General features: G+C 40.9%; 5 protein-coding genes. 2 read left to right on the top strand and 3 right to left on the bottom strand.

What is annotated here, in order from left to right; all coding sequences use genetic code 11:
- Positions 1-454, bottom strand: a 454-nt coding sequence (locus BTHERMOSOX_RS10960) for a DEAD/DEAH box helicase (RefSeq protein ID WP_138121168.1), incomplete at its 3' end; no start/stop codon positions are given.
- Positions 455-523: 69 nt separating this feature from the next.
- Here BTHERMOSOX_RS10960 and BTHERMOSOX_RS10955 point away from each other — a divergent pair.
- Together BTHERMOSOX_RS10955 and BTHERMOSOX_RS10950 are read left to right on the top strand one after the other, a co-directional pair.
- Positions 524-700, top strand: a complete 177-nt coding sequence (locus BTHERMOSOX_RS10955; protein WP_138121167.1) for a DUF1289 domain-containing protein — start codon at positions 524-526, stop codon at positions 698-700.
- Positions 693-884 carry a CPXCG motif-containing cysteine-rich protein gene (locus BTHERMOSOX_RS10950; protein ID WP_138121166.1) on the top strand — a complete coding sequence of 64 codons (192 nt, stop codon included), beginning with the start codon at positions 693-695 and terminating at the stop codon, positions 882-884. The genes BTHERMOSOX_RS10955 and BTHERMOSOX_RS10950 overlap by 8 nt, the downstream gene beginning before the upstream one ends.
- A 3-nt stretch (positions 885-887) precedes the next feature.
- Here BTHERMOSOX_RS10950 and BTHERMOSOX_RS10945 read toward each other — a convergent pair whose 3' ends face one another.
- Entirely contained in the window at positions 888-1,118 is a 231-nt protein-coding gene (locus BTHERMOSOX_RS10945) for a BolA family protein (RefSeq protein ID WP_138121165.1), read from the bottom strand.
- 2 nt (positions 1,119-1,120) lie between these two features.
- Positions 1,121-1,737, bottom strand: a 617-nt coding sequence (locus tag BTHERMOSOX_RS10940) for an inorganic phosphate transporter (protein ID WP_138121164.1), incomplete at its 5' end; no start/stop codon positions are given.

Here is a 1,737-nt window from a genome sequence, read left to right as displayed (position 1 = left end):
CGATGATTTCCAGCTCATCAAACTTCACTGCATTTTGCGAATGAAGATCAATTAGACGTCCCGGAGTTGCCACTAAAATATCAACACCGCCTCGTAGTTTTTTCATCTGTGGATTGATCTTAACACCACCAAAAACAACGGTTGATTTAAGCGGTAAATGCTTGCCGTAAGTACTAACACTGTCTTGCACTTGAGCAGCTAGCTCACGCGTAGGCGTAAGGATTAATGTGCGAACTTGGTTTGATGTGGTTGGCTTGCCTTTTGACAATAATTGCAAAATTGGCAATGTAAATCCGGCAGTTTTACCTGTGCCTGTTTGCGCTGCAGCCATAACATCCTTGCCTTCTAAAATTAGAGGAATGGCTTTTTCTTGAATCGGTGACGGCTTATCGTAGCCTTTTTTGGTAACCGCTTCTAAAATTGAATCTGATAGGCCTAATTGAGAGAATGACATAATTTATTGCATGAATATAAAGACGCCTATTTTACATTCCCTTGATGATAGCAATCTATAATACTTCGCATGAATGATTATCAAGCCATTAAGAGCCCTTGTGTTGGCATCTGTAAATATAACAAATCTAATTATTGTGTAGGCTGCAAGCGCCATAGCAATGAAATCACTGGTTGGATTAATTACTCAATTGAAGTTCGAAAAGCCATTATGCAAGATTTAAAAGACAGGAAAATTGATGAATGAAATACAAACACACTCAATTGACTGTCCTTATTGTGGCGAAATTATTGAATTAGAGGTGGATTGCTCAGAGTTTGAACAAAGCTACATTAAAGACTGTAGCGTTTGCTGTCGACCAATCAACATCAACATAATGATTGATTTTGAGAAAAACGTTCATGTGCTAGCAACACATGAAGACGAATAAAATCTAAGCGACCTCTTCTGGCGTTTTTGCCTTGATACTGAGTGCATGTAATTCACCACTATCAATCTCTGTACGAACCGCTGCCAACACCATTCTTTGGCGTGCCAACAAGCCCATACCCTCAAATACAGAGGAAACTACCAAGGTTGAGCAATTACAGCCGTCACCTTGCATAGTTACCGTTGAACCCTCAATGCTCTCTTCTAATTTTGCTTGAATTTCTTCTAATGTCATTATTATGCTCCGAACATGCCCTTAAGCATAAAGAAAAATATAATAGACATTAGCGCACCCGCTGGCAACGTAACCAGCCATGAAAGAAATATCTTGTTAATCATGCGTGTATCTAGCGCTGCTAGGCCACGTGCCAAACCAACACCTAACACTGCACCTACTAATACTTGTGTGGTTGATACTGGCAAGCCTGTGCCAGATGCAATAACTACCGTTGCTGCTGCTGCTAATGTTGCAGCAAAACCACGCGATGGTGTTAGCTGAGTAATACCTGTACCAATCGTGGCAATTACTTTATGGCCGTAAGTCACCAAACCAAATACAATACCACCACCACCAACTAGCAATACCCAAACTGGTAATGCACTCTTGGCACCAATCATGCCGCCGCTTTCAATCACACCATAAATGGCAGCTAATGGGCCAATAGCATTTGCCACATCGTTTGATCCATGAGCAAAAGCCATTGCTGCTGCGGTAATTACCATCAAAACACTAAAAATTCGCTCCATTGAAGTAAAGTGGAAATCTTCATTTTCTCCAGGATCAACATGGATACGACGAATAATAAGTGTACCTACTAGCGTTACCAGTAAGCCAAACCCAATAGCCAGTAAGT

Origin of the sequence: Bathymodiolus heckerae thiotrophic gill symbiont (assembly GCF_900128515.1) — a bacterium.
GTDB lineage: Bacteria > Pseudomonadota > Gammaproteobacteria > PS1 > Pseudothioglobaceae > Thioglobus_A.
The sequence above is the reverse complement of the archived record's forward strand: the minus strand, read 5'-3'. Positions and strand labels throughout refer to the sequence as shown.